At 73.9% G+C, this 6000-nt stretch carries 4 protein-coding genes; all 4 read right to left on the reverse strand.

The genetic code is table 11. The annotated features are described in order from the left end of the window. Window positions 1-135 precede the first annotated feature (135 nt). Window positions 136-1716: an aspartate:alanine exchanger family transporter gene (locus ACFYPN_RS30400; RefSeq protein WP_389302684.1), complete on the reverse strand. Its 1581-nt coding sequence runs from the start codon at window positions 1714-1716 to the stop codon at window positions 136-138. Between the two features lie 247 nt (window positions 1717-1963). Further along, window positions 1964-2887 carry a hypothetical protein gene (locus ACFYPN_RS30405; protein WP_389302697.1) on the reverse strand — a complete coding sequence of 308 codons (924 nt, stop codon included), beginning with the start codon at window positions 2885-2887 and terminating at the stop codon, window positions 1964-1966. Window positions 2888-2901: 14 nt separating this feature from the next. Beyond that, window positions 2902-4173 carry a VWA domain-containing protein gene (locus tag ACFYPN_RS30410; protein ID WP_358765096.1) on the reverse strand — a complete coding sequence of 424 codons (1272 nt, stop codon included), beginning with the start codon at window positions 4171-4173 and terminating at the stop codon, window positions 2902-2904. A 101-nt stretch (window positions 4174-4274) separates the two neighbouring features. Further along, entirely contained in the window at window positions 4275-5765 is a 1491-nt protein-coding gene (gene xylB / locus ACFYPN_RS30415; protein WP_389302687.1) for a xylulokinase, read from the reverse strand. Between the last annotated feature and the right edge of the window lie 235 nt (window positions 5766-6000).

Below are 6000 nucleotides of genomic sequence, written 5' to 3' on the forward strand. Positions count from 1 at the left end.
GGGCCACCCTACGGTGGCCTGCGCGGGCGAGGGAGCCGATCCCCGGCCGGCGCACCCGAACGAGCGCCGGCGGGTCACCCGGCAGAGGCCCCGGAGCCCTCCGGGCGAGGGCGCTCCTTCCGTAACACCCCCGGGTCACAGCCCCACGAGGAGCTGCACGCAGACGATCTTCACCAGGATGCTCAGCGCGAACAGCGTCGAATAGCCGCTGTTGACCCGGCTGTCGCTCACCCGGCTGTTGCTGTACGCGAGGATCGCCGGATTACCCACGTAACCCGAGAGCAGCCCCATGGTGCGCTCCCGGCTCTGGCCGAGCGCCTTCGCCACCAGCACCATCAGCGCGTAGCTGACGACCGCGCCGACCACCAGGACCGCCAGCAGCTTCAGGCCGAACCATGAGAACGCGTTCTCCCGGAAGGAGTAGCCGGAGCTGAGGCCGACGATGGCGAGGAAGAGCAGGAGCCCGATCTGGCGGAGGGTGAGGTTGGCCCGGGTCGGCAGCGTCCACACCAGGGGGCCGGTGCGCCGCCGCCAGCCGAGGATCATGCCCATCACCAGGGGGCCCGCCCCGGTGCCGAGGGCCAGGGTGGTGTCGCCGAGGGTCAGCGACGGGATGCCGATGAGGAAGCCGAGCGCGAGGCCGAGGCCGAGACTGACCGCGCTGACCTCGCTGACCTCGGCCTCCGTGTCGCCGAGGAACCGGGTGACCTCTCCGGAGCGCTCACGAGGCATCACCACGCGGAGCCGGTCGTCCAGCTGGAGGACGAGGCCGTCGTGGGCGAGCATGTCGAAGTCGCCGCGCCGCACCCGGCTGACGGCCGCTCCGTAGGTGTCGGCCAGGCGGAGTTCGGCGACGGTGTGGCCCGCCAGGTCCGGGTTGGTGAGCAGGACGCGGCGGTAGTCGACCGTGGACCGGTCGTCGAGCAGATGCGCCTCGGCCGGTTCGCCGAGACGGGCGGTCGCCGCCGACACGTCCTCCTCGCCGCCCACCACCTCGACGAGGTCCCCCGGGTGCAGCCGGTCCAGACGGGTGGCGACCCGGGGCGCGGCACCCACCGCCCGGTACTCACTGGCCAGGACGCGGTGCTCGGCGACGCCGGGTACGTCCGCCCACGCGATCTCGTGGGTGACGTGCACCGTACGGGTGACGAGGGTGGCGGGCAGGCCGGAGTCGGGGTCGCGCCGGGCGGTCCACCGGCGGCGGGCGGCGATGGCGGCGATGAACAGGATGGTGATCACGACGGCGAACGGGTAGCCGATCGCGTACCCGACGGCGGGCTGCGCCGGGTCCTCGGACGCGGCCTGGGCGGCGGCGAGGCCGGGGGTGGTGGTCCCGATGCCCGCGAAACCGCCTGCGAGGAACGGGCCGCTGATCCCGAGGGCCCCGTGACCGAGCGCGCCCACCACGACCGCGGTGATCGCGAGCGCCACGATCGCGCCGGCCATCACCGCGAGCTGGCCCCGGAGTTCACGGAAGAAAGCCGGTCCCGACTCCAGCCCGACCGTGTAGACGTACAGCGCCAGGCCGAGGGCCGAGACGCCCGCGGGCAGGGCGGCGGCGATGTCCTTGTCCAGGGCGCCCACCAGCAGCCCGACGAAGAGCACGCCCGCCGCGCCGAGCCTGACCGGGCCGAAGCGCACCATGCCGAGCAGGGCCCCGACCGTGATCACCGAGAACACGGCCACCCAGGGGTTGTCCGCGAAGAACTGCCACACGCGCGCTGCCTCCTGGTTTGCGTCCAGCACCGGACTGTCGGAGGCAGCTTCCGGCAGGCCCGGACGGCCCGCCACTCGGCGGCGCGCGCCACGGGAGCCCTGCCGGACACGACCGTGCGCCGTCCGGGGCCCATCGCGCCGCCGCACCCCGCCCACCGCGCAGCCGTCCCGGACACGACCGTGCCGCCGTCCCGGACAGGGCGGCGGCACGGTGGGCACGGTGGGTCGAAGCCCGCCGGGAGACCCGTCAGACGCCGGGCGGCAGGTGGGACGGACGGCCCCGGCCACGCGTCACGGTGTAGCCGAAGACGCCGGCCAGGGCGGCGAGCACCGCACCGCCCGCGCTCCACAGCCAGCGCTGGGTCCACCAGCCGGAGGACCAGCCGTCGTCCGGCTCACTGCCGGCCACCACGACCGGCTCGTCCGTCGCGCCGTCCGTGGGAGAGGCGGACGCGGTGGAGCCGGCGGCGGCGCGCACGGCCGAGGAACCCGGCACCAGCGGCTCGGAGAGGGTGCCGTCCACGTCGTGCGCGCTGCCCACGTCGATCGAGGTGGCTTCCACCCGGGCCCCGATGGGCCGGCCGAGATCGCTGTCGGGCAGGTCCAGCACGGTCAGCCGTACGTAGTAGCTGCCCGGCAGCGGGTCGTTGGCCCACGGCTCGGACCAGGCACGCACCGGTCGCAGCACGCAGTCGAGCTCGACCGTCGCCGCGTCGGCCGCCGCCTTGCGGGTCTGGTGGCCGTACATGCACGCCTGGCGGCGGCGCAGCCCGTCGTAGACGTCGATCTGCCAGGTGGACGTCCCGTGCCGGAGCGACGCCTCGGGGAGGGTCACGGTGGCCCGTACGGTCGGTCGCTGCCCGGCGTCGGCCGGGAAGACCCAGTAGAGGTAGTCACCCGCCGATGCCTGTGCGGTACCCGCCTGGTCCTGCTGGAGGGCGGTCGCGGTGCGGAAGGTGGTGCCGGCCTCGGTGGGACCGTCCTGGGAACCGTCCCCGCCGGGGCTCGCGGAGGCGGACGGGTCGTCGGCCAGGGCGGGGCCCGCGGCGGAGAACAGGGCGAGACCCGCGACCAGGGCGCCCGCGCTCGCGCGCAGCGCCCGGTGGGTCCGGGTGGTCCGGGTGCGAAGAGGCGGACGCATCAGGGACGTACGCGTCAGGGTCGAGCGCATCAGGGTCGTACGCATCAGTTGGTCCTCCATACGGCGACGCGCCAGCGTGAGATCCAGCCGAACAGCAGCCCCGCCACCAGACCGGCGAGCAGCATCAGGCCGAGGAACCACCAGCCGCGGCCCAGGCCGAAGGCCGCGGCGTCCGCCGCGTCGTCGGGGGAGTCCACCACGTCGATGGTCAGCTCGACCGGCATGCCGGGGCCGGACTTCGCCGAGGTGGGAGAGGAGAAGGAGTCGCTGACCTGGAGGCAGACGGCCTCGGCGGTCTCGGCCTCGGTGTCGTCGTCCGCCTCGGCCTTGGGGTAGCGCAGCCCGGTGGAGATGGCGTCGGTGCGGCCGGTACCCGACTCGGAGCCCCGGACGATCTCCCGCCCGTGCGTGGTGACCGCCCGCAGCAGGATGCCGTAGTCGTTGTTGACGGCCCGGTCGGCGGACACGCTGACGGAGGCCCGCAATTCCTGGCCGGGCAGGACGTTCACCCGGTACCAGCGGTGCTCGCCGAGCTTCGCGCGGTCCGTGTACAGGCCGGCGGTGAGCTCGGGGGCCTTGGCACAACTGCTCGCGCCCTCGGCCGCCACCGGGGTGACGACCGGTTCGGCGGCCCGGTCCACCAGCTGGGTGACCCGGTGGGACAGGTCCTCCTTGTGCTGGACGGCCGTGTACGTGCCGCCGGTGGCCTCGGCGATGCAGGTCAGCTGCTGCCGGATCTTCGCGTTGGGCACCAGGCCCAGGGTGTCGATCACGAGGTGCACCCCGCGGGCGGCGATGTCGCGCGCCACCTCGCACGGGTCGAGCGGGCCGCAGGTGTCCTCGCCGTCGGTGATCAGTACGATCCGCCGGGTGGACTCGCCCCCGTCCAGGTCGTCCGCCGCGCCGAGGAGTGCCGGGCCGATCGGGGTCCAGCCGGTGGGTGCGAGGGTCGCGACCGCGGTCTTCGCATCGGTGCGGTCCAACGGGCCGACCGGATACAGCTGCTTGGTGTCCTTGCAGCCGACCTGCCGGTCGTCGCCCGGGTAGTTCGCACCGAGCGTGCGTATGCCGAGCTGGACCTCCCCGGGTACGGCGTCCAGCACGTCGTTGAACGCCTGCTTGGCCGCGCTCATACGGGATTCGCCGTCGATGTCACGGGTGCGCATCGACCCGCTGACGTCGAGGACCAGCTCGACCTTGGGCGAGGAGGCGGTGGAGGGTTCGTCGGCGGCGGCCGGCACGGCGGTGCCGATTCCGGCGGCCAGGGTGGCGAGCAGCAGGCCCACCCCGGTCCTCAGCCGTTTGGTTGTGATCATCGCCGGATCCTATTGAACATCGGTTCGCATCCCCAAACCCGCTGGGCGAAGGCGGGTTCGGAGATGCCCGATGGGGACCGGCAGCGCTCCCGCGGGTGCGGTCAGCCGCCGAGAAGGGGCTGCGAGGCCCGGTCGAGGACCGAACCGATGCGCTCCCAGGCCGCCGTGTCCCGTTCGATCGGGTCGAGTTGACGGTCCGTACCCGCGGTGCCGTTACCGTTCCACTCGGTGGCCAGCGCGACCGGGTCGCCGCCGCCGGCCGCCGAGGCCGCGAGCGCGGCGGCGCCGAGCGCCACCAACTCGCCGTTGGCGGGCAGCACCAGCGGCCGGCCGGAGAGCCGGCGCACGGTCTCGATCCAGGTGGCGCCCTGCGCCCCGCCGCCGATCAGGCGCAGCGGGCGGGCGGCGACCTCCGGGTCCGCCGGGTCGAGCCCGCAGGCGCGCAGCAGCTCGTCCATGGCGTGCAGCACGGTGAAGGCCGCGCCTTCGTAGGCCGCGCCGAGGAGTTGCTGCGGGGTGGTGTCGTGCCGCAGGCCGGTGAGCAGCCCGGCGGCGTGCGGCAGGTCGGGGGTGCGCTCGCCGTCCAGGTACGGCAGGAGGACCGCCTCGCCGCCGGGTGACGCGTCGTCACGGTCCAGGCCCAGCAGGGCGGCCACCTTGTCCACGGCGAGGGTGCAGTTCAGCGTGCAGGCCAGCGGGAGGTATGTACCGTCGGCCGCCGCGAATCCGGCGAGCGCCGGTGAGGCGGGCCGGGTGAGCGAGGCCGCGAAGACGGTGCCGGAGGTGCCGAGGCTGAGTACGGGGTGGTCGAGGAGCCCGGCCGCGCCGAGGCCGAGACCCACGGCGGCGCTCATGTTGTCGCCGGTGCCGGCCGCGACGGCGATCCCGGCGGGCAGGCCGAGTGCCTCGGCCGCCTGGGCCGTCAGCGACCCCGCGCGGGCTCCCCCGGTCGGGGCGACCCCGGGCAGCAGCACGGGGTCCAGGCCGATCAGGGCGAGCAGCTCGGGGTCGTACGCGCCGGTGGCGGTGGAGTACCAGCAGGTGCCTGAGGCGTCGCCCGGGTCGGTCACCGCGACCCCGGTGAGGCGCTCGGTGAGGAAGTCGTGCGGGAGCCGGACGCCCGCGGCGGCCTCCGCGCTCGCCGGGTCGTTCTCCCGCAGCCACTGCCACTTGGCGGCGGTCATCGAGGCGACCGGCACCGAGCCGGTCCGGGACGTCCACGCCTCGGGTCCGCCGAGCGCCGCGGTGAGGGCGGCGGCCTGGGGAGCGGAGCGGGTGTCGTTCCAGAGCAGGGCGGGGCGCAGCGGACGGCCGCCGCGGTCCAGCACCACGAGACCGTGCTGCTGGCCGGCGACCGCTATGCCGGTGACGGCCGAGGCGGGGACCCCGGCCTCCTTCATCCCGGCGGCCACCGCGTCGCGCAGCGCCTGCCACCACACCTCGGGGTCGCTCTCGCGGGCGCCGCCCTCGCCGAGCACCACGTGCGGGGCACGGCCCACGGCGAGGAGCTCGCCGGTGACGGCATCGGTGACGGCTGCTTTGGTGGACTGGGTGGAACTGTCCACACCGATGACGACCGTGCGCGGCGGCATGGCTACCTCTTCTCGTGCTGCGGGATTTGCTCGTTCGGCAAACAAATTACGGGATCGGACGGGGTGCGAACAGGGGCACGAGGACTTTTTGGTGCCCGAGGGTTTCGCTTCCGGGCCTCTGGGTGCCATATTAGTAATGGCACTGAACAAATTGGTCGGTCGGCAGAGCAGCCGTCCGGGCCCGTCGATCAAGAGGCAGACATGTCGGACCGCTTCACCCCCACTTCCGCTGACA

Origin of the sequence: Streptomyces sp. NPDC005576 (assembly GCF_042871745.1) — a bacterium.
Classification (GTDB): domain Bacteria; phylum Actinomycetota; class Actinomycetes; order Streptomycetales; family Streptomycetaceae; genus Streptomyces.